The sequence below is a fragment of the Streptomyces sp. NPDC093544 genome, assembly GCF_040683495.1.
Lineage (GTDB): Bacteria > Actinomycetota > Actinomycetes > Streptomycetales > Streptomycetaceae > Streptomyces.
This window is the reverse complement of sequence record NZ_JBFBEA010000016.1, coordinates 207,271-231,559: the sequence shown is the minus strand read 5'-3', so window position 1 is coordinate 231,559 and position 24,289 is coordinate 207,271. Positions and strand designations below refer to the sequence as shown.

The window sequence follows — 24,289 nt, the reverse complement described above, 5'->3', positions numbered from 1 at the left end:
AATGTCGTCCACGAGCCGGACCGCACCGGCGTCGAACGACACACCCTCCACATCGAGCCGCATCGGTCAGTGCCCTCCGAACGCGTAGCCGCCGCGTCGCATCAGCAGCAGAAAGGCGGGCACGACGAAGGTCCCACTGCTCACGCTCAGCCGAATGTCGTCCACGAGCCGGACCGCACCGGCGTCGAACGACACACCCTCCACATCGAGCCGCATCGGTCAGTGCCCTCCGAACGCGTAGCCGCCGCGCCGCATCAGCAGCAGAAAGGCGGGCACTCCGACCACGGCGGTGATCACGCCGACCGGCAGCTCGGCCGGCGCGAGCAGCAGCCGGGACAGCACATCGGCCCACACCAGCAGCACGGCTCCGGCGAGCGGTGCCACCAGCAGCACCCGCCGGTGATCGGCGCCGACGAGCATCCGTACGACATGCGGCACCATCAGCCCGACGAACCCGATGGCTCCGCTGACGGCGACCACCGACCCGGTCACGGCGGCCGTGACCAGGAACAGCTCCCGGCGCAACCGCTCGGGCCGCACGCCGAGCGCGGCGGCGGTCTCGTCCCCCATGGCTAGGGCGTTGAGCGACTCGGCCCGCCGCAGCAGCCAGGCCCACCCCGCGAGCGCCACCGCGGCGGCGAGCGGCACCTTCTCCCAGGTCGCGCCGCCGAGGCTGCCAAGGAGCCACATCATCGCCGACCGGGCGGCCTCACCGCGGGCCGCGCCGAAGACCATGACGGTGGTGAGGGCCTCGAAGCCGTACGCCAGTGCCGTCCCGGTCAGCACCAGCCGCAGCGGCGTGAGCCCGAGCGGCGACCGGGCCACCGCGTAGACGAGCGCCATGGCGGCCAGCGCCGACCCGAAGGCGGCGACGGACAGCGCCCACACCCCGAGCCCGGCGAACAGACCGAGCAGGATGACCGCGTTGGCACCCACGGCCGCGCCGGAGGAGATCCCGAGCACGAACGGATCGGCGAGCGCGTTGCGCACCATGGCCTGTACCGCGACGCCAACGGCCGCGAGCCCGGCGCCGACGACGGCGGCGAGCATCACCCGGGGCAGCCGGATCTCCCAGACGATGGTGTACGGGGCGACGTCACCGGGGCGGATACCGCCGCCGGTCACCCCGGCCCACAGAAACCGGAGCACCTGCCCCCAGCTGATCCCCGAGGCCCCAAGACCGACCCCGCAGAGCAGCGACAGACACAACAACAGCGTCAGCCCAAGGACCAGCGGCACGACGGGTATTCGGCGCACGGGCGGCGGGTCCTAAGCCTCGGGCCGCCTCGTGAACACAAGCAGGGGGGATGGGCGGCACGACACAACCGTGCGCTCCCCTCTCGCAGTCCGCGGCGAGCGTCATCGGGTCACATGCCACCCCGTGGGTAATCGGGCTCACGCGCCGGGCCGGGACGGCCTGCCGCGCTTACCGTTGCGGGTCAGCGCCGGACTCTCACCGGCTTCCCCCACGGGACGCGCGACGAGCGTAACAAACGGGCGATGTGCCGATGCCGGGCGCGGCTCGGGGGCCGGGTCGGCGGCCGCAGGGGACCGGGTCGGCTGCTCACCAGCCGGATCGGCCGCTCAGGGGCGGGTGCCGCGGAAGCGCAGGCTGCCGCTCTTCGGGTGCAGATCCACCGATACGCCGGTGAAGCCCGCCCCGGTCAGACGCGCGGGGAGGGTGCGCGGGTCCAGCGTGTTCATCGTGTCGCGGAAGTGCAGGATCCGGAACGGCAGGCTCAGCCGGCTGTCGCTGCCCGCGAAGGTGCGGCCGGGACGCAGTACGCGGAAGGCCTCGGCGAAGATGCGGTCCTGGTGATCGGCCGTGGGGACATGGTGGAGCATCGTGAAGCAGACGACGGAGTCGTACGAGGTGTCGGGCAGGGTCGTGGCCGCGCCGTCCGCGTGCAGGACGCGGGCGCGCCCGCCCCACTTGTCCTGGAGGAGCCGGGCGGTGTCCCCGTCGATCTCCACGGCGGTCAGGTGCGGGACCTCTTCGACGAGTACGCGCAGATTGGCCCCGTAACCCGGCCCGATCTCCAGTACGTCCTCGCCCAGCTCCACACCTTCCAGGGCCCAGGGCAGGATGCGGTCCTTCGTGGTCTGCGCCCATCCCTCGGAGCTGCACAGCTTGCGGTGGGCTCGGTTCATCGGCATGGACCCGACGCTAGAGGCCGCCCCGGCCTGTCCACCACGGGCTAGGCTGCCGTCCCATGTCGCAGAACGGACAGCCGCCACCATCGACTGCGACTGCGACCGCGACCGCGATCTTCGTCGGGCACTTCACCATGCCGCGGGGCACCGCCTTCAGCACGCACTGGCACTCCTTCCACCAACTGGCCTGGTCGGCAAAGGGGTTGCTGCGTGTCGGCAGCGAGCAGGGCTCCTGGCTGCTGCCGCCCTCGCTCGCCCTGTGGATCCCGGCCTGGCTGCCGCACACGACGGAGTCGGAGGGCGACGCGGTCATGCGAAGCCCGTACGTCGATCCCGCGAGCTGCCCGCAGATCGCCTGGACGGAGCCGACGGTGGTGGCGGTCGGCCCGCTGCAACGCGCCCTCATCGACCACTTGGCGGCCACGGATCTCACCCCGGAGGCCCGGTCCCGCGCGGAGGCCGTACTCCTGGACGTACTGAGTCCCGTCCCTGTGACAAGTATCGCGGTGACCGAGCCGCGGGACCCGCGCACGCGTACCGTGGCCCGGGCCCTGACCGCCGATCCGTCGGACGGCCGCCCGCTGTCCGCCTGGGGGGACGAGGTCGGCGCGAGCGCCCGCACGCTGGCCCGTCTCTTCGTCGCGGACACGGGCCTGGCCTTCGCCCAGTGGCGGGAGCAACTGCGTATGCGGGCCGCGATGCCCCTGCTCGCCGACGGCCTGACCCTGGAGACCGTCGCGCGCCAGGTCGGCTATGCCTCAGCCAGTTCCTTCGTCGCGGCGTTCCACCGGATCATCGGCGTCACACCGCGGCAGTACTTCCCGGCCCAGCCTTGATGACCCCTGATGACCCCTGACGACCCCTGATGACAAGGCACGCTAGGCGCAGGACGGGCACAGACCGCGGTAGGTGACCTCGACCTCGGAGACCGTGAAGCCGAACCGTTCCTCCGCCGGGAGGTCGGCCAGCGGATTGCCGGCCGGGTGGACATCGCGGATGGTGCCGCAGTTGGAACACACCAGGTGCTGGTGCGGATGGTGGGCGTTCGGGTCGTAGCGCTTGGCGCGGCCGTCGGTGGAGACCTCAAGCACCTCACCGAGGGAGACCAGCTCGCCCAGGGCGTTGTAGACGGTCGCTCTGGAGATCTCCGGCAGTCGCTGTGCCGCGCGGGCATGCACCTCGTCGGCCGTGAGATGTACGTGTTCGCCGTCGAGGACCTCCGCAACGACACGTCGCTGGGAGGTCATCCGCCAGCCACGTCCTCGCAGTCGCTCCAGCAGGTCACTCATATCGGTTCACCTATTCAGGTTCAGTGGGATGCCCGGAGTTTACCGGTGGACGTCCGGGTCCCGGTTGGATATGGGCTTGGCCCGCTTCTTGACTTGGACTCGGTCCATCGTAGGATCGGTTCCGGCGATAGCCAAGGGACAGGAAGACTCCAGTACGACATGAGACAGAGACGTGACGGGACCACCTCGGCTTCGAGGCGATCCATCCCCTCCGGGATGCGCGGTCGCGCGAGCCATATCTCCCTTCAGGTCGTGCGTGAGGCCCTCCGCAGGTCAGCGAGGCCGACACCCCCGACTTCGCCGTCGCCCACCCCAGTCTTCGTACCCCCCGCGCGACCGTTCCACCGCCCGCAGTTCCTGAGCACCGTGATCCGCCAGGTCCGGAAGGATTCCCATGACTGAGAACCACGACGCAATCGTCACAGACGCGAAAACGGAGGGCGGCGGTGGCTGCCCGGTAGCGCACGACCGAGCCTCGCACCCGACCCAGGGCGGCGGAAACCGCCAGTGGTGGCCGGAGCGGCTCAACGTGAAGATCCTTGCGAAGAACCCCGCCGTGGCGAACCCCCTCGGTGCGGACTTCGACTACGCCGCCGCGTTCAAGACCCTCGACCTCGCCGCCGTGAAGGCGGACATCGCCGAGGTGCTGACGGATTCGCAGGAGTGGTGGCCGGCCGACTTCGGGCACTACGGCCCGTTCATGATCCGGATGGCCTGGCACAGCGCGGGCACCTACCGCATCAGCGACGGCCGTGGCGGCGCCGGCGCCGGCCAGCAGCGCTTCGCCCCCCTCAACAGCTGGCCGGACAACGGCAACCTCGACAAGGCCCGCCGCCTGCTGTGGCCGGTCAAGAAGAAGTACGGCCAGAGCATCTCGTGGGCCGACCTCATGATCCTCACCGGCAACGTCGCCCTGGAGTCGATGGGCTTCGAGACCTTCGGCTTCGCCGGCGGCCGCGCGGACGTCTGGGAGCCCGACGAGGACGTCTACTGGGGTCCCGAGACCACCTGGCTCGACGACCAGCGCTACACCGGCGACCGCGAGCTGGAGGAGCCGCTCGGCGCCGTCCAGATGGGCCTCATCTACGTCAACCCCGAGGGCCCGAACGGAAACCCGGACCCGCTCGCCGCGGCCCGCGACATCCGTGAGACCTTCCGCCGGATGGCGATGAACGACGAGGAGACGGTCGCCCTGATCGCGGGCGGTCACACCTTCGGCAAGACCCACGGTGCGGGCCCGGCGGACGCCGTCGGCGACGACCCCGAGGCCGCCCCGATCGAGGCCCAGGGCTTCGGCTGGAAGAGCACCTACGGCACCGGCAAGGGCGGCGACGCGATCACCAGTGGCCTGGAGGTCACCTGGACGCAGACGCCGACCCAGTGGAGCAACTACTTCTTCCAGAACCTGTTCGGCTACGAGTGGGAGCTGACGTCGAGCCCCGCCGGCGCCAACCAGTGGGTGGCGAAGGACGGCGCGGGCGCGGGCACCATCCCCGACGCGCACGACCCGTCGAAGTCCAAGGCTCCGATGATGCTGACCACCGACCTCGCGCTGAAGGTCGACCCGGCCTACGAGCAGATCTCGCGGCGCTTCTACGAGAACCCCGCCGAGTTCGCCGACGCCTTCGCCCGCGCGTGGTTCAAGCTGACCCACCGCGACCTGGGCCCGATCGTTCGCTACCTCGGCGCGGAGGTACCGTCCGAGGAGCTGATCTGGCAGGACCCGCTGCCCGAGGTGACGCACGAGCTCGTCGACGCCGCGGAGATCGCCGCCCTCAAGACCTTGATCCTCGGCTCGGGCCTGTCCGTCTCCCAGCTCGTGTCCACCACGTGGGCCGCGACCTCATCCTTCCGCGGCAGCGACAAGCGCGGAGGCGCCAACGGTGCGCGCATCCGCCTCCAGCCGCAGAGCGGCTGGGAGGTCAACGAGCCGGACCAGCTGGCGCAGGTGCTGCGCACCCTGGAGGGCATCCAGACGTCCTTCAACGCCGGCGGCAAGCAGATCTCGCTGGCCGACCTGATCGTCCTCGCGGGTGCCGCGGGCGTCGAGAAGGCCGCCAAGGACGCCGGCTTCGACATCGAGGTGCCCTTCACGCCGGGCCGCGTGGACGCCTCGCAGGAGCAGACGGACGTGGAGTCGTTCGCCGCGCTCGAGCCGACCGTCGACGGGTTCCGCAACTACCTCGGCAAGGGCAACCGCCTGCCGGCCGAGTACCTGCTGGTCGACAAGGCGAACCTGCTGAACCTGAGCGCGCCCGAGCTGACGGTCCTCGTCGGCGGCCTGCGCGTCCTGGGTGCGAACCACGGGGACACCAAGCTCGGCGTCCTCACCACCACCCCGGGGATCCTGACCAACGACTTCTTCGTCAACCTGCTCGAACTGGGCACGACGTGGTCGGCGACGTCCGAGGACCAGAACACCTTCGAGGGCCGCGACGCCTCGGGCGCGGTCAAGTGGACCGGCACTCGTGCCGACCTGGTCTTCGGCTCGAACTCCGAACTGCGCGCCGTCGCGGAGGTCTACGCCAGCGATGACGCGAAGGAGAAGTTCGTGAACGACTTCGTCGCCGCGTGGGTCAAGGTCTCGAACCTGGACCGGTTCGATCTGGTCTGATCAGATCTGGTCTGGTCTGGTCTGATCACTCCGATCCGGCGGTGATCCGCTGGTGATCCGACGGTGAGCCGACGGTGATCCGACGGTGAGCCGACGGTGATCCGCCGGTATGGAACGTCCAGGTCGGCCCGCAGGGGTCGGCCTGGACGTTTCTGTTCCGGTACCGCCGAGAAATCGCTGCGACGAACACACGGGCGCATGGAACCCTGAGCCCCGTGACCCCACCGGAGACCCCGCCTGAGACGACCTCCTACGACGACGACCGCCGCGCCTACTCCCGTGACGCCCTCGCCCGCCTCGTGCTCAGCCGGGTCGCGGTCACTGTCGCCGACCGCGCCGGTGGGCTGGTCGCCACCCGCAACGACACGGACAGCGGTCCCGGCGGCCGGGTCAGCCAGGCCCTCCAGCTGACCGAGCTCGCGGAGCGGACGCTCGCCCTGGCCGTGGCCTACGAGCGGGAGCGGGGCAGTTCCTGGGAGGACATCGCCCGGTACCTGGACGTCGGGGAGGCGCAGGCACAGGAGCGGTTCGCCCCCGAACTCGCCCGCTGGGAAGCGGCGTTCGACGCCCCCTACCAACTCGACGAGACCGGCCGCAGACGCGTTCCGCAACTACCCGCGGCCGCGTACGACCCCGACGACGCCTGCCGCGGCCTCGACCTCTGGGCGGGCCTGCACCTCACCATCCGGGACCGGCACGCGGTGAGCGCGGGCCTGCGCCTGCGCATCGACACCCTGATGGACACGTTCGCCTGCTAGTGGTCGCGCGGCTGAGCGCATGGGGTGAGCACATGGGGGTGAGCAAGGGACGGTCGCTTTGGCGACGGGGTGCTTGTCAGCCGGGGTTGCGGGGTGGGCGTTGGGCCGCCCGCTTCTTGGTCAGTGTCGTGTTTCCGCGTGCCGAGTAAAGGGCGCTCCGCTGCGCTACGCGTCGGCTGCGCCGATCGGCCTCCGGCCGACCCTTGACCAGGCCCGCTCCAGCACGGAGGAGAAGCGAGCGGGCGGCCCAGGGGTGAGGGGTCCCCGAGCTGGGCTGGTGGGACCGTGGGTGGGGCGTTGCCCGGGGTCGGTGGAACGCGAACGCGTCTCGCCTGCACGCCGGGTCGGTCCGGCGGCCGACCGACCGGTGGTTCGCCGACCTCCTCCGTCACACGGTCCCCTCCCGTTCCGTGCAGGCTGGTGATTGGCAGATTTGTGCCATCGGGGGATGGGATGGGCCCTGGTCAGGGGGGCTTTGCTTGGTACGAAGCTGCCAATCAGCCTGGGTTTGGCGTTGTGCGGCGCTGTTTGCTCAGGCGCGGTCGACGGGTTCTGGGGTTTCGGCGGCAGTGGGTTTGTTCTGCGGTACGGGCTCGTGGCGCGGGAGCAGGAGTGGGGTGGTGAGGAGGAGGACTCCGGCGATCGCGATCGCGGTGCGTGGGGTGGTGACGGCGGCTAGCAGTCCCCATACGGCGGTCAGGGCCGCGATGCTGGCGCTGGTGCTGATCGACCATGCGGTCAGGGTGCGGGCGACGCGCTCGGGGGCGGTGTGGTCGAGCCGGTAGGTGGCCAGTACCGGGTTGAACAGGCCGATGCAGGTCACCAGGCCGAACTGGACGGCGATGATCAGCACCATCCCGGGGACGCCGGGCTGGACGAACGCCAGTCCAATCGGCCAGCACGCGCGTGACACCCCGGCGATGAGCATCGCCTTGCGCTGCCCGAACCGCCTCACGAACCGGGGCGCGAGGCGTGCGCCGATGAGACCCCCGACACACGGGGACGCGAACACGAGACCGTACTGCCAGGGTGCGAACCCGAGGTCGCCCAGCAGGAGTACGAGGATCAGTGGCTCGGAGGCCATGATCAGGCCGTTGACCGCGAGCACGTTGAAGAACAGGGGGCGCAGGGTGGGGTGCGCGAGGATGTAGCGCCAGCCTTCGAGCAGGTCGCCCGCTCGCAGTCGTGGTGCCGTGGGCCGCGTGGGGCGCGGGTCCGTCCCGCCGACGGCTCCGATGGCGCGGATGCCCAGGGCCGAGAGTAGATAGCTGACCGCATCGGCGATCACGGTCGTCACCGGGCCGAAGATCCCGATCGCGGCTCCGCCGAGCGGTGGTCCGATCGTCGTCGCGGTCCATGTCGTGGACTCGAAGCGGCTGTTCGCGACGATCAGGTCCTCCGGGGGCACCAGCGCCTTCAGATACGCACCGCTTGCCGCGTTGAACGCGATGTTGGCCGCCGCGACGACGACGGAGACGACGAGGAGTTGGGCGAAGCTGAGCAGGCCGAGCGCGAACGCGAGGGGGACGCTCATCAAGGCCGCGAACCGGGTCAGGTCCATCGCGATCATGACCGGCCGCTTACGGCGGAACTCCACCCACGGACCGAGCGGCACCGCCATCACAGCCCCGACTGCCCGCCCCGTGGCAGCCAGCGCCGCCACCTGGGTCGGCCCCGAGTGCAGCACAAGGACCGCGATCACGGGAAACGCACCGAATCCGAGGCCCGTACCGTACGAGCTGACGGCGAACGCTGCCCACAACCACCCGAACCGCCGCCCCAGCGCCCGTCTCCCCGCCATACCCACCGCACCTCTCGCCGACCCGAGACCACCAGACGTTGACGTGGGCATCCAAGCGAGTGGCGAGTGACGAGAGCAAACAACCAGCCGGCCGGACAGTCACAACCAGGGGTTGTGTCACTAGCATGACCGGTGTGGACCTCGCCGCTGTACGCACCTTCGTGGCCGCCGCGGACTCGGGGCGGTTCCAGGACGCTGCCGGCGAACTGTCGATCACCCAGCAGGCCGTCTCCAAGCGCATCGCCACGCTGGAGAAGATCCTCGGTGTGCGGTTGTTCACCCGCACCGCGCGCGGAGTGAAGCTCACCATCGACGGACAGGCGTTCCTGCCCCACGCCCGCGACCTCCTACGGGCCGAGGAGCGGGCGGTCGCCTCCGTCCGTCCCGGCCGCCGTGCGCTGCGTGTCGACGTGATCGGCCGACGGCTCGGCCCGGCCGCCGTGCTGGGCGACTTCCATCGCGCGCACCCCGAGGTCGAACTCGATGTCGTGACCCTCTTCGACGCCGACGCGGCCATCGACGCGATCCGGTCCGGCACGATCGACGCGTCCTTCCGCGCCGTCACGATGCCTGGCCGACGGCTCTTCGACGACATCGGCGTCGCCCGGGCCTTCGACGAGCCGATCGAGATCGTCATCGGGCCGGCCCACGAGCTCGCCGACCTCCGCGCGGTCACGCCCGCCGAGCTTGTCGGGTACCGGATCTGGATGCCCGGCCTCGTTCCTGGAACCGAGTGGGGTGCCTACTACGACGACCTCGCCGCCGCGTTCGGGCTCACCATCGAGGTCACCGGCCCCGACTTCGGCACCAAGCCCCTGCTGGACACCCTCGCCGACTCCCGGTCACTGGCGACCCTCGTCGGTGAGCGGACCCACCTCGTCTGGCCCGCCGAGCACGGCCTGCGGCGCATCCCGGTGCGGGATCCCATACCGGTCTACCCGCACTCACTGGTCTGGCACCGCAACAACCCACACCCTGCGCTGGCCGCCCTCCGCACCCACCTCAGCTCCGGGCGGCGGCCCGAGCACGCCGAGGCCGAGACGACCTGGACACCGGCATGGGCTTAGTCGGTCACTCCGCCACGGCGCGAGTGAACTCCGTCCAGGCGGCGGAGCCGATCACCAGGACGGGGCCGTCCGGCACCTTGCTGTCGCGGACGGGGACGACACCGGGGAATCCGTCGGCCACCTCGACGCAGTCCCCGCCGTTGTCGTCGCTGTAGCTGCTCTTGCGCCACTGGGCGGCGCCCACGAAGTCGTACGCGACCTCGATGCAGCTGCCGCCGTTGCCATCGCTGTACGTGCTCTTACGCCAGCGGGCGGTGCTCAGGTCGTACTCGTGCATCGTCTGAGGTCCTCCGCCGCCGATGCGATCAGAGTCAGGGACGCCTCCGGCGGCAGCGCGGCGACCCTGAGCAGATCGTAGGTCCCCTGCATGCGCTTCACCAGGGCTGGATCGTCGAGCAGACTCCCCGAATACACGGCTTCTGTATAGACAGTTGGCGGAGCGTCCTCGAACTCCATGAGCGTCATCATCCCGGCCATCGTGGCAAACGCTCCCACCGAGTACGGAAGGATCGTGACCAGTACTTTCCGTTCGCGGGCCATGGTGATGATGTGTTCGAACTGCTCGGCCGTCACCTCGGGCCCGCCCACCGGGATGCGCAGCACGTTCTCGTGCAGGACCGCCCAATACTCGGGCCGTGTAGCGTCGTCGAGGATGTGCGCCCGCTCCAGGCGAGCTGTGACCTTCTCGTTCACGTATTCCTCGGTGGCGAAGGGGTTGGCCGCCAGAGTGACCGCCCGAGCGTACGCAGCTGTCTGCAGGAGACCCGGCATCAGTACCGGCGCGAAGTCGCAGATCTTCGTCGCCAACCGCTCAAGCTCCACAACCTCCGCGAAATAATCCGCGTACCGCTTGTCGTCAATCAGCTTTCGCCATGTCCGCTCGAAAAAACCGCCGGTTTGCAGTAGCTCGTCGATCCTCTGCGCGACGTCCAACTGCGGTTTCCGAATGGCCTGTTCGAACTGTCCGATGTAGCCTCCGGAGACGAATACCCGGACGCCCAACTCCACCTGGGAGAAACCGGCGTCCTCCCGGCGCCGTTTCAGTTCGGTTCCGAAGAACTCCCACGCCGCCTGCCGCGAACCCTTGGCCACAGGCCAACCCCCCTGCACTGCGCTGCACTTGTAGAGGACAGACTCCTGCCGAGTGTAGGCGCGGAGCGTCATCCTGGAGATGCGAAGAGTGAAAGTCGAAAAGACAGGGGAGCAGGGTGAAGGCACAACACTCGGCGCGGTGCGTCGAAGAAGCGGAGGAAACGGTGAAGGAATTGCGGACGGTGCTTGCGAGCGCTGGAATTACGCTGCCGTCACTGCGGATCGACCAGGCAAGTCTGGCGCGAGAGGCGCCTTGTCCGCGGATCGAATTGGGTGGCTGTTCCGTCGAGTTGGCGGCCCGGCTCGTGGCGGCGCTGCGGTGAAGCCGGTGATCGGCTCGTACGCGATGGACATACGGACCGGAAGGGTGGGGATGGTCATGGGGCACGAGGGGTCGTACGTCCAGCTGAGACCGTACGGCGGCGGCAAGGAGTGGGACTGCGAACCGGACGCCGTCCGGGGAGCCACCGCGGCGGAGCGGCTCAGCGCGGCGACGGCGTATGCCAACGCACGCAGCCGCGGTGAGGTCCCCTGAATGGGGTCGGCCCCGGCGCCTTCGGGACACTCGGCCCGGGGCGTCGGTGCCGTAGGTGAGAATGGACCCCATGAGCCTGTTCCGCGACGACGGCATCGTGCTGCGCACCCAGAAGCTGGGTGAAGCGGACCGCATCATCACCTTGCTCACCCGTGGTCACGGGCGCGTACGCGCCGTAGCGCGGGGGGTGCGGCGGACCAAGTCGAAGTTCGGGGCGCGGCTGGAGCCGTTCTCGCATGTGGACGTGCAGTTCTTCGCGCGGGGGAGCGAGCTGATCGGGCGCGGGCTGCCGCTGTGTACGCAGAGCGAGACGATCGCTCCGTACGGTGGTGGGATCGTGACCGACTACGCGCGGTACACCTCCGGGACGGCCATGCTGGAGACCGCCGAGCGGTTCACCGACCATGAGGGGGAGCCGGCGGTGCAGCAGTATCTGCTGCTGGTCGGCGGGCTGCGCACCCTCGCCCGCGGTGAGCACGAGCCGCATCTCGTCCTCGACGCCTTCCTGCTGCGCTCCCTCGCGGTGAACGGCTACGCGCCCAGTTTCAGCGCCTGCGCGAAGTGCGGGATGCCGGGACCGAATCGGTTCTTCTCGGTCGCCGCGGGAGGTTCCGTCTGCGTCGACTGCCGGGTGGCCGGCAGCGTCGTACCCTCGGCGCAGGCTCTCGAACTGCTCGGCGCGCTGCTGACGGGGGACTGGGAGACCGCGGACGCTGCCGAGTCGCGGCACGTCCGGGAGGGCAGCGGGCTGGTGTCGGCCTATCTGCACTGGCACCTGGAACGCGGCCTTCGCTCACTGCGTTACGTAGAGAAGTAATTGCATAGAGAAGTAATTGCGTAGAGAAGTAGCAAAGAACCAAGGAGACGAGAAACACATGGCTGTACGCGGGATTCTGGGACGCCAGCGCCGCGAGTACAAGACGCCGGAACCGCACCCGTCCGGTGCCCGCGCGCCCAAGCTCCCCGGCGAGCTGGTGCCCAACCATGTGGCGATCGTCATGGACGGCAACGGACGCTGGGCCAAGGAGCGCGGGCTGCCGCGTACCGAGGGGCACAAGGTCGGCGCCGAGCGCGTCCTGGACGTATTGCAGGGCGCGATCGAGGCGGGAGTCGGCGCCATCTCGCTGTACGCCTTCTCGACCGAGAACTGGAAGCGCTCGCCCGACGAGGTGCGCTTCCTGATGAACTTCAATCGCGATTTCATCCGCAAGACCCGCGACCAGCTCGATGAACTCGGCATCCGGGTCCGCTGGGTGGGCCGGATGCCCAAGCTGTGGAAATCGGTGGCCAAGGAGCTCCAGATCTCTCAGGAGCAGACCAAGGACAACGACCGGCTGACGCTGTACTTCTGCATGAACTACGGCGGGCGGGCCGAGATCGCCGATGCCGCGCAGGCCTTGGCGGAGGACATCAAGGCCGGCCGGCTCGACCCCGCGAAGATCGACGAGAAGACCTTCGCGAAGTACCTCTACTACCCGGACATGCCGGACGTGGACCTGTTCCTGCGGCCGAGCGGTGAGCAGCGCACCTCCAACTACCTGCTCTGGCAGAGCGCTTACGCCGAGATGGTCTTCCAGAACGTGCTGTGGCCGGACTTCGACCGGCGCGATCTGTGGCGGGCGTGCGTCGAATTCGCCTCGCGCGACCGCCGCTTCGGCGGCGCCGTTCCGAACGAGCAACTGCTCGAGATGGAGCGGGACATGCGAGGCCGCACGGAGGACTGAGGCAACTGCCCTACGACGGCGCGGCACCCGGCGCTCCCCACGCCGGGTGCCGCTGTCTGTCGTACGGGCCTACGGGATCAGTGGGTCGTCACCGCCGTGTCGTCGATCACGAAGCTCGTCTGGAGCGAGGAGTCCTCGACACCGGTGAACTTCAGCGCGACGGTCGTGCCGGCGTAGGCCGACAGGTTGAGGGACTTCGCGACGTACCCGGTGGCCTTGTTCAGGTTGGAGTAGGTGGCCAGAGTCGTCGACCCCGCCGTGACCGTCAGCTTGTCGTACTGCGTGCTGGTGGTGGTCTCCGCCGTGTCGACGTGCAGGTAGAAGGTGAACGTGGTGCCCGTGCAGCCGCTCGGGATCGTCACCGACTGGGACAGCGTGTCGGTGTGTGTCGCCCCGTAGCCGTCCAGCCAGGCCTTGTAGGAGCCGGTACGGGCCGCCTGGCTGCTGGAGTTGGTGATGACCCCGCTGGAGGCCGTCCAGGTGGTGGCGCCCGACTCGAAGCCGGCGTTGCCGAGCAGCTGCGCCGAGGTGCAGGTGCCGCCGCCGGACGAGCTGACCGTCCAGGTGAAGGACGCCGTGCCGCTGGCACCCGTGCTGTCGGTCGCCGTGACCGTGGTGCTGTAGGTGCCGGCCGTGGTCGGGGTGCCGGAGATGGCGCCGGTGGAGCTGATCGACAAGCCGGTGGGCAGACCGGTGGCCGCGTAGGTCAGCGTGCCGCCGTTCGTGCTGCTGGCCGCCACCTGGAGGCTCACCGCGGTGCCGACGGTGGAGGACTGGCTGCCCGGGTTGGTGACCGAGACGCCCGTGGTCGGCACGGTGATGTGGCTGCCGACGTTGATGCCGGCGAAGGCGTTGCCGACCCCGGCGTACTGGGTGGAGCTGGCGCCGTAGAGCGCCGAAGCGGCATTCAGCGCGGCGGTGCGGGCCTGGGCGTACGTGGTGCTGGACGTCATGTACGTCGTCAGCGCCTTGTACCAGATCTGCAGGGCGGCGGCCCGGCCGATGCCCGCGACGGCGACACCGTCGGAGGTCGGGCTGTTGTAGGTGACGCCGTTGATGGTCTTGGAGCCGCTGCCCTCGGAGAGCAGGTAGAACATGTGGTTCGCCGGGCCCGAGGAGTAGTGGACGTCCAGGTTGCCGACGCCGGAGTACCAACTGTCGGCGGAGCCACCGTCCTTGTCGGGCTCGTCCATGTAACGCAGCGGCGTACCGTCGCCGTTGATGTTGATCTTCTCGCCGATGAGGTAGTCGCCGACGTCGGTGCTGTTGTTGGCGTAGAACTCCACACCGGTGCCGAAGATGTCGGAGGTCGCCTCGTTCAACCCGCCGGACTCACCGGAGTAGGTGAGGTTCGCGGTGTTGGAGGTGACACCGTGGCTCATCTCGTGCCCGGCCACGTCCAGCGAGGTGAGCGCGTGGGTGCTGCTCGTGCCGTCGCCGTACGTCATGCAGAAGCAGGAGTCGTCCCAGAACGCGTTGACGTACGCGGTGCTGTAGTGGACGCGTGAGTAGGCGGCGACCCCGTCGTTCTTGATGCCGCTGCGCCCGAAGGTGTTCTTGTAGAAGTCCCACGTCACCTGGGCGCCGTAGTGCGCGTCGACACCGGCGGTCTGGGTGTTGGAGCCGGCGCCGGTGCCCCAGGTGTCGTCGGCGTCGGTCATCAGGGTGCCGGTGCCGGACGTGGCGTTGTTCAGGCTGTACGTCTTGTGGGTGCCGCGCGTGGTGTCGTTCAGCTGGTACGTCGAACCGGACAGCGTGGTGCCGATGGTGACCGTTCCGCTGTACTGGCTGTTGCCGGTACCGGTCTTGATGCCCTGGTAGCGGTACAGCTCCGCGCCGCTGGTGGCGTCGGTGATGACGTGCAGCTGGCTGGGCGTGCCGTCGTCCTGGAAGCCGCCGATCACCGTCTCCCAGGCGAGCTTCGGGGTGCCGCTGCCGGCCCAGATCACCTTGCGGGCGCTGTCGGTGGTGGGCTTCTCGGCGTCCAGCGCCTTGGCGGCGCCGAGGGCCTTTGTCTCGGCGGCCGACTTGGTGAAGGCCGGGGTGGTGGAGGGCACCTTGATGGTCTGCTTGGTGTTGAAGGTGCTGCTCACCGTGCCCGAGGCCTGCGAGGCGGGCGGAGTGTGCACCACGACGTCACCGCCGAGGACGGGCAGACCGTCCCAGGTGCGCTCGTAACGTGTGTGCAGCGTGCCGTCGTTGTCCTTGGAGACGTCCTTGACGACCAGCTTCTCCTTGGCGCCGAGGCCCAGGGTGGTGGCGGTCTGCGTGGTCTTCTCGGCCGCGCTCTTGATCAGCGCGGTGCGCTGAGCGGGGGTGAGCGTTGCCTCAAGTGCGCTGGTGCGCAGGGGGCTTGGGCCAGGGGGTGCGGGCTTCGCGGCGGCCGGCACCGTCTGGACGCCGCCGGCCAGGAGTGCGGCGGCGGCGACCAGTGCGCTGGTTGCGGTCGCCCTGGAGGAGAGCCGGTTCGCGAGGCGGGGGGATCTGTGGGGGCTGTTGCGTCTCACTCGTACTCCTACTGCGACGGCCGCGGTTCGGCGGCCGGGAACAGACCCGGGCGGACGGGGGTGTGCGGCCCGGGACGAGCTGAGCAGAACGTGCGGGTGCCTGGCGTGCGCTGGTGTGCGCGAGGCGTAGGGGATGGCTGGAGGAAGAGTGACACCTTTGATGAGGCCATGTCACCAGGGACCGGAGAGGTCGAGGGTTATCCCTCGACCCCAGGGGTGACCAGGCCATTCGATGGCTGTTCGATGGTTCTTCGATGACGGAACGGCGGGTCAATTTGATGTCGGAACGGCGGGCCGGACAGGCCTGGCCGACCCCGCCGACCCCGCTGGTCGCACCGGGCGCCGCGCACGCGTAGCGCACCCGTCCCGGATCAGGGGGGCGTCAGATGTATCTCACATGTATTCGGACGGGCTGAGCCGCCGTACTTCAGACGTGCTTGGCCGCGCACTCCGCGCAGGTGCCGAAGATCTCGACGGTGTGCGCCACGTTCACATACCCGTGCTCCGCCGCGATCGCCTCGGCCCAGGTCTCCACGGCCGGGCCCTCGACCTCGACGGCCTTGCCGCAGACGCGGCAGACGAGGTGGTGGTGGTGATCCCCGGTGGAACAGCGGCGGTAGACGGACTCGCCGTCGGAGGTGCGCAGGACGTCGACCTCGCCGGCGTCGGCGAGGGACTGCAACGTGCGGTACACGGTGGTCAGCCCGACGGAGTCGCCCTTGTGCTTCAGCATGTCGTGGAGCTCCTGCGCGCTGCGGAACTCGTCCACCTCGTCCAGCGCCGCCGCCACGGCGGTACGTTGCCGGGTGGAACGGCCCCGTACGGGCGATCCAGCGGTTGTCACCGTTGCCTCCTCCACGTCTGCACTTGCCCGGCCATTGTGCCAGTCCGGGCTGTTCCTAGGGCCTGCCCGGCGGACCATGCCGGAGACGCGGGGTGTGGCACGCCCATCTGCGGCGTTGTCGTCACTCGCCGACGCTCCGCGTCGACTCCCTCCTCCGCCTTGCAGCTGCACGCACCACACCCCGCTCACCTGCACTTATCAGATACCGCTTCTTCCCTCCGGCCTGGTCCGCCGGACAGACCCGGGTCAGACGCCGACCTTCCCGTTCGGCCCCCGGGTGGCCGGAATCGTGCATTCCGCCGGGTCCCCGGCAGCCTGCGAGGCAGCCAGCGCCCGGGCCCTGCGCCGTGCGAGCGGTGTCGCCAGCGCGGTCAGCACGATGAACGTGCCGATGGTCAGCAACACGATTGTCGCGCCCGGCGGCACGTCCTGGTAGTACGAGGTCACGGTGCCGCCGATCGTCACGCTCACGCCGATCGCCACCGCGATCGCGAAGGTGGCGGCGAAGCTCCGGCTGAGCTGCTGCGCCGCGGCCACCGGGACGACCATCAGGGCGGACACCAGGAGCAGGCCCACGACCCGCATCGCGACCGTCACCGTCACCGCCGCCGTGATGGCCGTGAGCAGGTTCAGGGCGCGCACCGGCAGGCCGGTCACGCGCGCGAACTCCTCGTCCTGGCTGACCGCGAACAGTTGGCGGCGCAGGCCGATCGTGACGAGTACGACGAAGGCCGCCAGTACGCAGATCGCCGTCACGTCGGACTCCGAGACGGTGGACAGCGAGCCGAAGAGGTACGAGGTGAGGTTGGCGTTCGAGCCGGTCGGCGCGAGGTTGATGAACATCACGCCGCCCGCCATACCGCCGTAGAAGAGCATGGCGAGGGCGATGTCGCCGCGCGTCTTGCCGTACCAGCGGATCAGCTCCATGAGGACCGCGCCGACCACGGAGACGGCCGTCGCCATCCACACCGGGGACCAGGAGAGCAGGAAGCCGAGGCCGACGCCGGTCATCGCGACGTGGCCGATTCCGTCGCCCATCAGGGCCTGGCGGCGCTGCACGAGGTAGATGCCGACGGCGGGCGCGGTGACGCCGACGAGAACGGCGGCGAGCAGCGCCCGCTGCATGAACGCGTAATCGAGAATGTCCATCAGCTCTTCGATCCCATCGGCCGGCTCTTCGTTCCCATCAGCTCAGCAGCCCCGTCCGGATCGGTTCGGCGTCGTGAGCCGCGTGCGGGTGTACGTGATCGTGGCCGGGCAGCGCGTGCTGGCCGAGCGCGGCCGGGGGCGGGCCGTCGTGCAGGACGCAGCCGTCGCGCAGTACGACCGCGCGGTCGATCAGCGGCTCCAGAGGGCCCAGTTCGTGCAGGACGAGGAGGACGGAGGTGCCCTGGGCGACCTGCTCGCGCAGGGTCGACGCCAGCACCTCCTGGCTCGCCAGGTCGACGCCGGCCATCGGCTCGTCCATGATCAGCAGTTCGGGCTCGGAGGCGAGGGCGCGGGCGATCAGGACCCGCTGGTGCTGGCCGCCGGACAGCGCGTTCACGGAGTCCTTGGCGCGGTCCGCCATGCCGACGAGGCCGATGGCCTTCCGTACGGCCTCGTGGTCGGCCTTGCGCAGCACACCGAAGCGGGCGCGGGACAGCCGTCCGGAGGCGACGATCTCGGTCACCGTCGCGGGCACGCCGCCCGCTGCGGTGGTGCGCTGCGGTATGTAGCCCAGCCGCGCCCAGTCGCTGAAGCGGCGGCGCGGGGTGCCGAAGATCTCGATCTCGCCGCCGCTGATGGGGACTTGGCCGATGATGCTGCGTACGGCGGTGGACTTGCCCGAGCCGTTGGCGCCGAGCAGGGCCACGACCTCACCGCGGTTCACGGTGAGGTCGATACCGCGCAGGACGGGGCGTGAGCCGAGTTCCGCGGTCACTCCGCGCAGGGATATGACGGGCTCGCTCTTCATTCCGCCGTCCTCCGTGTTCGTTGCGTCACTGGGTGTGCTTTCCCGGCTACTTGGCGCCCAGGGCCGTCTCCAGCGCCTTCAGGTTCGACTCCATGACCTGTAGGTAGTCGTCGCCCTTGGACTTGTCGGTGATGCCCTCGATCGGGTCGAGGACGTCCGTCTTCAGGCCCGCGTCGTTGGCGATGGTCTTGGCGGTGTCGTTGCTGACGAGGGTCTCGTAGAAGACGGTTGTGACGCCGTCCGCCTTGGCCATGGTCTCAAGGTCCTTGACGCGGTTCGCGCTGGGCTCCGATTCCGGGTCCAGGCCGTTGATGGCCTCCTCGGTGAGGCCGTAGCGCTCGGCGAGGTAGCCGAAGGCGGCGTGGGTGGTGATGAAGACCTTGCTCGTGGTGTTCTTGAGCCCGTTCTCGTACTGGGTGTTGAGGGCGTCGAGCTTCTTGACCAGCGCCGCGGTGTTGCTCTTGTATTCCCCGGCGTTGTCCGGGTCCTCCTTCTCGAAGGCCTTGCCCACGCCCTTGGCGACCTCGGCGTACTTCACCGGGTCCAGCCAGATGTGCGGGTCGGTGGCCCCGGTCTCCTCGCCCTCGGTGTCGTCGTGCTCGGCCGCGTGGCCGCCGACCTCGTTGCCGTGCTTCTCCAGGGTGGTCAGCGACGTGGCGTCGATCTTGGTCTTGACCTCGGACTGCGCCACGGCGTCGTCGACGGCCGGCTGGAGGCCCTTGAGGTACAGGACGGCGTCCGCTTCCTGGAGCTGCGCGGTCTGTTTGGCGCTGATCTCCAGGTCGTGCGGCTCCTGACCGGGCTCGGTCAGGTTCGTGATGCTCACGTGGTTCCCGCCGATCTCCTGGGCGAGATACTGCAGGGGGTAGAACGACGCCACGACGTCGAGCTTCCCGCTGCTGTTGCCGGCGGCGGCGGACGAGTCCGAGCAGGCGGAGAGGGTACCGAGACCGAGGACTGTGGCTGCGGTCACAGCAGTCCCGGATATGAGGCGTCGTCGTACGTTCATGACAGTCATTTTCAACAAATTTGGAAACGATTGTCAACAAGGGCTTGGTCACCCAACCGATTTGATACCGGGGTGGGCAGCGCCGGTAACCTGAAGCATTCGTGCCGTCCGTTCGTACTGAAGAGAGCACCGTGGCCGCCGACAAGATCGACACCATCGTCAGCCTGAGCAAGCGCCGTGGCTTCGTTTATCCCTGTAGTGAGATCTACGGTGGACAGAAGGCCGCCTGGGACTACGGCCCGCTCGGCGTCGAACTCAAGGAGAACCTCAAGCGCCAGTGGTGGCGTTACATGGTCACCTCCCGTGAGGACGTCGTCGGTATCGACTCGTCCGTGATCCTGGCCACCGAGGTCTGGGTCGCATCGGGTCACGTCGCCACGTTCAGCGACCCGCTCACCGAGTGCACCTCCTGCCACAAGCGCTACCGTGCCGACCACCTGGAGGAGGCCTACGAGGCTAAGCACAAGCGCCTCCCGGAGAACGGCCTCGCCGACATCAACTGCCCCAACTGCGGTAACAAGGGCCAGTTCACCGAGCCCAAGCAGTTCTCCGGCCTGCTCTCCACCCACCTCGGCGTGACGCAGGACAGCGGCTCCGTCGCCTATCTGCGCCCCGAGACCGCGCAGGGCATCTTCACCAACTTCGCCCAGGTCCAGCAGACTTCGCGCCGCAAGCCGCCGTTCGGCATCGCGCAGATGGGCAAGTCCTTCCGCAACGAGATCACGCCCGGCAACTTCATCTTCCGCACCCGCGAGTTCGAGCAGATGGAGATGGAGTTCTTCGTCAAGCCGGGCGAGGACGAGAAGTGGCAGGAGTACTGGATGCAGGAGCGCTGGAACTGGTACACCGGCCTCGGCATGCGCGAGGAGAACATGCGCTGGTTCGAGCACCCCGCCGAGAAGCTCTCGCACTACTCCAAGCGCACCGCCGACATCGAGTACCGCTTCCAGTTCGGCGGCAACGAATGGGGTGAGCTGGAGGGCGTCGCCAACCGCACCGACTACGACCTGAACGCGCACTCCAAGGCCTCCGGCCAGGACCTCTCCTACTTCGACCAGGAAGCCGGCGAGCGCTGGACCCCGTACGTCATCGAGCCCGCCGCCGGTGTCGGCCGCTCGATGCTCGCCTTCCTCCTCGACGCCTACATCGAGGACGAGGCCCCGAACGCCAAGGGCAAGATGGAGAAGCGCACGGTGCTGCGCCTCGACCCGCGGCTGGCCCCCGTCAAGGTCGCGGTCCTCCCGCTGTCCCGCAACCCGGAGCTCTCCCCGAAGGCCAAGGGCCTGGCCACCGCGCTCCGGCAGAACTGGAACATCGACTTCGACGACGCCGGCGCCATCGGCCGCCGCTACCGCCGCCAGGACGAGATCGGCACCCCGTTCTGTGTCACGGTCGACTTCGACACGCTCGACGACAACGCGGTGACCGTGCGCGAGCGCGACACGATGAAGCAGGAGCGGGTGTCACTCGACCAGATCGAGGGCTACCTCGCCACCCGGCTGATCGGCTGCTGAGTCGGGTCACAAACACCACTGGTGCCGGGCCCCGGATCGACGGGGGCCCGGCACCAGTGTTTTCAACCGGTCCCGCGGGGGCTTCTCAACGGCCTTGCAACGCCTTGACGTTGTCGCCGAAGGTCCAGTTCTTCGAGCCGTCCCAGTTGATGGACCAGGTCATCAGGCCCTTGAGCGAGGTGCCGTAGTTGCGCCAGGCCTGGGAGACGAGGCTCGGGGTCATGTAGCCGCCGCCGGCGCCCGACTGGGCCGGGAGGCCGGGGACCTGCTTGTCGTAGGGCACCTTGATGGTGGTGCCCTGGACGACGAGTCCCTTGTTCAGGCAGTCGGTCTGGGCGGTGAAGCCCTGGACGGTGCCCGCGGAGTACGAGTCGGCGGAGCAGCCGTACATGCTGCCGTTGTAGTACTGCATGTTCAGCCACCACAGGCGCCCGTTGTCCGCGTACTTCTTCACGATCGGCAGATACGAGCCCCAGATCGAGCCGTACGCGACGCTGCCGCCGGTGACATAAGCGGTCTCGGGGGCCATGGTGAGCCCGAAGTTCGACGGCATCTGGGCCAGCACCCCGTCGATGATGCGGATCAGGTTGGCCTGCGAGGCCGAGAGCGTGTTGATGTTGCCGCTGCCGACCAGGCCGGTCTCGATGTCGATGTCGATACCGTCGAAGTTGTACTGCTTCAGGATCGGGACGATCGTCGCGACGAATTTGTCGGCCACCGTGGACGAACTGAGGTCGATCCCGGCCGCCGCCCCGCCGATGGACAGCAGGATCGTCTGCCCCGACGCCTTCGCCGCGCACATCTCGGCGGGCGTCGCGACCTTCACGCCGGTATCCATCCCGTCCGCCCAAAGCGCCGTCCCGTCGGAACGGATCACCGGGAACGCCGCGTTGATCACGTTGTAGCCGTGCGCCGCGATACGGGAGTCGGTGATCGGGGTCCAGCCGAAGGGCGGGTGAACGCCGTTAGCCGAGCCGTCCCAGTTCTCCCAGTAACCCTGGAGCACCTTGCCGGACGGGCGGGACTTCACGGCGCAGGTATCGGCAGCGGATGCGCTCGGCGCGAGGGCGACCGACAGTGGGGTGAGTACCACTGCCGCCAGCGCGACGGCGAGCAGACGCAGCTTCCGACGGATCATGCGAGGCCTCCCGGTGGGGGGTGCGGTGAGGTGTCGTAGGCATGACAGTGCTCTTGGTCCAGACCAGTCGTCAAGAGGTCTGGACCAAATGTGACGGCGGCTTGTGGCTTGTGGTGGGCGGCTGATGGATGACGACAGGCCGGCGATGGCTGACAGGTGGCAACTGACAGATATTGAAATCTGTCAGTTGTCATGCCATGGTGGATGTGCGACACCCCCCGAGCGCGTCCCCCGCCCGGAACCCCCAAGGAGCCCTCATGCAAACCCGCACCCTCGGATCCAGCGGACCCCAGGTCTCCGCCCTCGGCCTCGGCTGTATGGGCATGTCCGCGCTGTACGGCGACGCGGACCGGGCCGAGTCCATCGCGACCATCCATGCCGCGCTCGAAGCGGGCGTGACCCTGCTCGACACCGGTGACTTCTACGCCATGGGTCACAACGAGCTGCTGATCGGCGAGGCGTTGCGCGGTGCACCCGCGGCTCGGCGTGAGCAGGCGCTGACGAGCGTCAAGTTCGGCGCGCTGCGCGACCCGGACGGCGGCTGGGCGGGGTACGACGGCCGTCCGGCGGCCGTGAAGAACTTCGCCGCGTACTCGCTGCGGCGGCTCGGCGTGGACCACATCGACGTGTACCGGATCGCCCGGGCCGACATCAATGTGCCGATCGAGGAGACGGTGGGCGCGATCGCGGAGCTGGTGGAGGCCGGGCACGTACGGCACATCGGGCTGAGCGAGGTGGGCGCCGAGACCATCCGCCGGGCCGCCGCCACCGCCCCCATCTCCGACCTTCAGATCGAGTACTCGCTCATCTCGCGCGGCATCGAGGACGAGATTCTGCCGACCACCCGTGAGCTGGGCATCGGCATCACCGCATACGGCGTGCTGTCGCGCGGGTTGATCTCCGGGCACTTCACGCGGGACCGGCAGCTGGCCGCGAACGACTTCCGCGGGATGAGCCCCCGTTTCCAGGGCGACAACCTCCAGCACAACCTCGACCTGGTCGACGCGCTGCGGAAGGTCGCCGAGCAGAAGGGCGTCAGCGTCGCGCAGATCGCCATTGCCTGGGTGCTGTCGCGGGGCGAGGACATCGTGCCGCTGGTGGGTGCCCGTCGCCGTGACCGGCTGGCGGAGGCGCTGGGCGCGCTGGACGTGACGCTCGATACCGATGACCTCGCCGCCATCGAGGAGGCGGTGCCGGACGGCGCCGCCGCGGGCGACCGCTACCCGCAGGCGCAGATGGCGCACCTCGGCACGGAGCGCTGACGGTACCGACAGGTACCGTCCTCGTCATGGCACCGACCACCGAAGCACTGACCGCCGAGCGCATCCTCGAAGCGACCGAGGAGGTGCTGCGCCGCCACGGGCCCGCCAAGGCCACGGTGGTGGACGTGGCCCGCGCGCTCGGCGTCAGTCACGGCAGCGTCTACCGCCACTTCGCTACGAAGGCCGCGCTGCGGGAGGCGGTCACGAAGCGCTGGCTGGACCGTACGTCGGAGTCCCTCGCGGGCATCGTCGCCCAGGACCGCGACCCCGAGTCCCGCCTGCGTGACTGGTTCACGGCGCTGTTCGCCGCCAAGCGCCGAAAGGCCGGCGGCGACCCCCAACTCTTCGCCACGTACATGGTGTTGTTGACCGGCGAGAACAGTGGGGTGGTCGACCGCCACATCGCCGACCTCACCGGCCAGCTCGTCGAGATCGTCGAGGACGGCGTGCGGCGCGGCGCCTTCGCGTCCGACGCCCCGGCGGTCACGGCCCGCGCCCTCTTCGACGCCACGAGCCGCTTCCACGACCCCAGTTACTCCCGGGAGTGGGAACAGCCCGGCATCGACGGGGAGTTCGAGGCACTCGTGGACCTGGTCGTACGAGGAGTGCGCGCCTGACCGGTGTGCCGTGCCTCCCAGGTTCAGCGGGAACACCTCGGGTTCCGACGAGCCGAGCTTGCGAGGCGATGGGGGGAATCGGTCACTCCGATTCGGACAAACCGCTGAACACAGGGTGCGGAGTGGCAGGTTGGCGCGATGTTTGCGCCGGCCGGCCACCCGTGCGGCGGCGGCACGCGCCCGTAGACGCCGCCCGTGGGGGACGGGGCCGGTACGCCTGACGGCCCCGGTCGGTCAGCCCCGTCCACCGGATTTGGCCGTATTTCGACTGTGCCGTTCCGCCGGGAAGGGGCTGAGCCCGGCCAGATCCCCTCGGACAGGGTTGCGCGGGCTTGTGCGCCTTCCTTGCGCCCACGGACCATGATCTTGCCCAGCGGTCCGACGGGCGGTCACGCCCGGAAGGTGTC

Annotated in this window: 23 protein-coding genes and 1 riboswitch; of the genes, 10 read left to right on the top strand and 13 right to left on the bottom strand. The window is 69.0% G+C overall.

The genetic code is table 11. The features are described 5' to 3' along the window. Positions 1 to 66: 66 nt before the first annotated feature. The 3 genes from AB0N66_RS25190 to AB0N66_RS25180 all read right to left on the bottom strand — a co-directional run bounded on the left by AB0N66_RS25190 (position 67) and on the right by AB0N66_RS25180 (position 2,157). A complete protein-coding gene (locus tag AB0N66_RS25190; RefSeq protein WP_365439017.1) occupies positions 67 to 216 on the bottom strand; it encodes a hypothetical protein in 150 nt (49 codons plus the stop codon). 3 nt (positions 217 to 219) lie between these two features. Beyond that, a complete protein-coding gene (locus AB0N66_RS25185; protein ID WP_365439015.1) occupies positions 220 to 1,257 on the bottom strand; it encodes an iron ABC transporter permease in 1,038 nt (345 codons plus the stop codon). 105 nt (positions 1,258 to 1,362) lie between these two features. Further along, positions 1,363 to 1,510, bottom strand: a riboswitch (cobalamin riboswitch). 74 nt (positions 1,511 to 1,584) lie between these two features. Then, the gene (locus AB0N66_RS25180) at positions 1,585 to 2,157 is read right to left on the bottom strand and encodes a class I SAM-dependent methyltransferase (protein WP_365439013.1); all 573 of its coding nucleotides are present in this window, start codon (positions 2,155 to 2,157) and stop codon (positions 1,585 to 1,587) included. Between the two features lie 56 nt (positions 2,158 to 2,213). Between AB0N66_RS25180 and AB0N66_RS25175 the strand changes: the two genes are divergently transcribed. Further along, positions 2,214 to 2,990, top strand: a complete 777-nt coding sequence (locus AB0N66_RS25175) for a helix-turn-helix transcriptional regulator (protein WP_365439011.1) — start codon at positions 2,214 to 2,216, stop codon at positions 2,988 to 2,990. Positions 2,991 to 3,032: 42 nt separating this feature from the next. On the opposite strand, the gene AB0N66_RS25170 is transcribed toward AB0N66_RS25175, so the two are convergent. Then, complete coding sequence (locus tag AB0N66_RS25170) at positions 3,033 to 3,443, bottom strand: Fur family transcriptional regulator (RefSeq protein WP_365439009.1); 411 nt, start codon at positions 3,441 to 3,443, stop codon at positions 3,033 to 3,035. A 394-nt stretch (positions 3,444 to 3,837) separates the two neighbouring features. On the opposite strand from AB0N66_RS25170, the gene katG reads away from it, so the two are divergent. Then, complete coding sequence (gene katG / locus AB0N66_RS25165; RefSeq protein WP_365439007.1) at positions 3,838 to 6,057, top strand: catalase/peroxidase HPI; 2,220 nt, start codon at positions 3,838 to 3,840, stop codon at positions 6,055 to 6,057. Between the two features lie 215 nt (positions 6,058 to 6,272). Continuing rightward, positions 6,273 to 6,815 (top strand): hypothetical protein, encoded by a 543-nt coding sequence (locus tag AB0N66_RS25160; RefSeq protein ID WP_365439006.1) that lies wholly within the window; start codon positions 6,273 to 6,275, stop codon positions 6,813 to 6,815. Positions 6,816 to 7,347: 532 nt separating this feature from the next. On the opposite strand, the gene AB0N66_RS25155 is transcribed toward AB0N66_RS25160, so the two are convergent. Then, positions 7,348 to 8,616, bottom strand: coding sequence for an MFS transporter (locus AB0N66_RS25155; protein ID WP_365439004.1), 1,269 nt, complete (start codon positions 8,614 to 8,616; stop codon positions 7,348 to 7,350). Positions 8,617 to 8,741: 125 nt separating this feature from the next. Between AB0N66_RS25155 and AB0N66_RS25150 the strand changes: the two genes are divergently transcribed. Further along, positions 8,742 to 9,683: a LysR family transcriptional regulator gene (locus tag AB0N66_RS25150; RefSeq protein WP_365439003.1), complete on the top strand. Its 942-nt coding sequence runs from the start codon at positions 8,742 to 8,744 to the stop codon at positions 9,681 to 9,683. A gap of 4 nt (positions 9,684 to 9,687) precedes the next feature. Here the strand turns inward: AB0N66_RS25150 and AB0N66_RS25145 are convergent, their stop codons facing one another. After that, positions 9,688 to 9,960 carry a DUF397 domain-containing protein gene (locus AB0N66_RS25145; RefSeq protein WP_365439001.1) on the bottom strand — a complete coding sequence of 91 codons (273 nt, stop codon included), beginning with the start codon at positions 9,958 to 9,960 and terminating at the stop codon, positions 9,688 to 9,690. After that, entirely contained in the window at positions 9,942 to 10,775 is an 834-nt protein-coding gene (locus tag AB0N66_RS25140) for a helix-turn-helix transcriptional regulator (protein WP_365439066.1), read from the bottom strand. The genes AB0N66_RS25145 and AB0N66_RS25140 overlap by 19 nt, the downstream gene beginning before the upstream one ends. A gap of 319 nt (positions 10,776 to 11,094) precedes the next feature. Between AB0N66_RS25140 and AB0N66_RS25135 the strand changes: the two genes are divergently transcribed. The 3 genes from AB0N66_RS25135 to AB0N66_RS25125 all read left to right on the top strand — a co-directional run bounded on the left by AB0N66_RS25135 (position 11,095) and on the right by AB0N66_RS25125 (position 13,034). Then, entirely contained in the window at positions 11,095 to 11,310 is a 216-nt protein-coding gene (locus AB0N66_RS25135; RefSeq protein WP_365438999.1) for a hypothetical protein, read from the top strand. A 70-nt stretch (positions 11,311 to 11,380) separates the two neighbouring features. Next, positions 11,381 to 12,127 (top strand): DNA repair protein RecO, encoded by a 747-nt coding sequence (recO, locus tag AB0N66_RS25130; protein ID WP_365438997.1) that lies wholly within the window; start codon positions 11,381 to 11,383, stop codon positions 12,125 to 12,127. 58 nt (positions 12,128 to 12,185) lie between these two features. Beyond that, positions 12,186 to 13,034, top strand: coding sequence for an isoprenyl transferase (locus AB0N66_RS25125; RefSeq protein ID WP_365438995.1), 849 nt, complete (start codon positions 12,186 to 12,188; stop codon positions 13,032 to 13,034). A gap of 77 nt (positions 13,035 to 13,111) precedes the next feature. On the opposite strand, the gene AB0N66_RS25120 is transcribed toward AB0N66_RS25125, so the two are convergent. The 5 genes from AB0N66_RS25120 to AB0N66_RS25100 form a co-directional block, all read right to left on the bottom strand. Further along, positions 13,112 to 15,541 carry a M4 family metallopeptidase gene (locus AB0N66_RS25120; protein ID WP_365438993.1) on the bottom strand — a complete coding sequence of 810 codons (2,430 nt, stop codon included), beginning with the start codon at positions 15,539 to 15,541 and terminating at the stop codon, positions 13,112 to 13,114. Positions 15,542 to 15,968: 427 nt separating this feature from the next. Then, positions 15,969 to 16,385, bottom strand: coding sequence for a Fur family transcriptional regulator (locus AB0N66_RS25115; RefSeq protein ID WP_365438991.1), 417 nt, complete (start codon positions 16,383 to 16,385; stop codon positions 15,969 to 15,971). 246 nt (positions 16,386 to 16,631) lie between these two features. Continuing rightward, the gene (locus AB0N66_RS25110) at positions 16,632 to 17,534 is read right to left on the bottom strand and encodes a metal ABC transporter permease (RefSeq protein WP_365438989.1); all 903 of its coding nucleotides are present in this window, start codon (positions 17,532 to 17,534) and stop codon (positions 16,632 to 16,634) included. A 37-nt stretch (positions 17,535 to 17,571) separates the two neighbouring features. Then, positions 17,572 to 18,342, bottom strand: a complete 771-nt coding sequence (locus AB0N66_RS25105; RefSeq protein WP_365438987.1) for a metal ABC transporter ATP-binding protein — start codon at positions 18,340 to 18,342, stop codon at positions 17,572 to 17,574. Positions 18,343 to 18,388: 46 nt separating this feature from the next. Beyond that, positions 18,389 to 19,351 carry a zinc ABC transporter substrate-binding protein gene (locus AB0N66_RS25100; protein ID WP_365438985.1) on the bottom strand — a complete coding sequence of 321 codons (963 nt, stop codon included), beginning with the start codon at positions 19,349 to 19,351 and terminating at the stop codon, positions 18,389 to 18,391. A gap of 131 nt (positions 19,352 to 19,482) precedes the next feature. Between AB0N66_RS25100 and AB0N66_RS25095 the strand changes: the two genes are divergently transcribed. Then, entirely contained in the window at positions 19,483 to 20,865 is a 1,383-nt protein-coding gene (locus AB0N66_RS25095) for a glycine--tRNA ligase (protein WP_365438983.1), read from the top strand. 85 nt (positions 20,866 to 20,950) lie between these two features. On the opposite strand, the gene AB0N66_RS25090 is transcribed toward AB0N66_RS25095, so the two are convergent. After that, on the bottom strand, positions 20,951 to 22,003 hold the full coding sequence (locus AB0N66_RS25090) for a chitinase (protein ID WP_365438981.1): 1,053 nt from the start codon (positions 22,001 to 22,003) through the stop codon (positions 20,951 to 20,953). 257 nt (positions 22,004 to 22,260) lie between these two features. Between AB0N66_RS25090 and AB0N66_RS25085 the strand changes: the two genes are divergently transcribed. Next, positions 22,261 to 23,265 carry an aldo/keto reductase gene (locus AB0N66_RS25085; RefSeq protein WP_365438979.1) on the top strand — a complete coding sequence of 335 codons (1,005 nt, stop codon included), beginning with the start codon at positions 22,261 to 22,263 and terminating at the stop codon, positions 23,263 to 23,265. Between the two features lie 26 nt (positions 23,266 to 23,291). Then, the gene (locus tag AB0N66_RS25080; RefSeq protein WP_365438978.1) at positions 23,292 to 23,882 is read left to right on the top strand and encodes a TetR family transcriptional regulator; all 591 of its coding nucleotides are present in this window, start codon (positions 23,292 to 23,294) and stop codon (positions 23,880 to 23,882) included. Positions 23,883 to 24,289 lie beyond the last annotated feature (407 nt).